The organism is Staphylococcus sp. EG-SA-2 (assembly GCF_017152085.1).
In genome coordinates, this window is sequence record NZ_JACYHC010000020.1 from 1 (window position 1) to 580 (window position 580).

The 580-nt window shown below is 31.6% G+C and carries 1 protein-coding gene and 1 pseudogene; both read right to left on the reverse strand.

Features of this window, described 5'->3' with window-relative positions; all coding sequences use genetic code 11:
- Nucleotides 1–61 (reverse strand): hypothetical protein (locus IDG60_RS27025; protein ID WP_241013307.1); only part of this gene is annotated, 61 nt, incomplete at its 3' end.
- Between the two features lie 247 nt (nucleotides 62–308).
- Nucleotides 309–580: pseudogene (locus IDG60_RS27030) on the reverse strand (peptidase M28); the annotation flags it as partial.

Consider the following 580-nt stretch of genomic DNA (forward strand, 5'->3'; position numbering starts at 1 on the left):
TATGATCTAGTATGATTCTATCGCTCGCTTTATACACTAAATCTTTAATTTCTAACAACATTTGCACCGCTCCTCATGTAATATATCAGGTATATTATTCCCGTTTTTTTGGTTTTTAGTGCAATTACATTTAAGAAAAAATCATTTTCTTGTAATATCAAAATTTAGGCATAATTGATTTTCAGCATTTAAATTAAAAACAAAAAATCCTATTAACATGGATACTGTCTAATGACTAAGAATTAAAGTTAGACAATTGTTTAACAACCTACCATATTAAAAGGATTCTTTATTATTTATGGATTTGATTACCACATGATATTTTTATAACTTTCATCATTCAATGAACGGACAATTTCAGTAACAAGACGGATAGAATTTTCATAATCATCTACATTGAGCACTGAAACATTAGAATGCATGTATCGCAGCGTAACACCGATTGTCATCGTTGGAATACCTTCATTTGCGACATGAATACTTCCCGCATCTGTACCTCCACCTGGTGTCGTATCCCATTGTACTTCGATGTTATGTTCCTTAGCTACATCTTTAATATGCTTACGCAAACCTTGGTGAG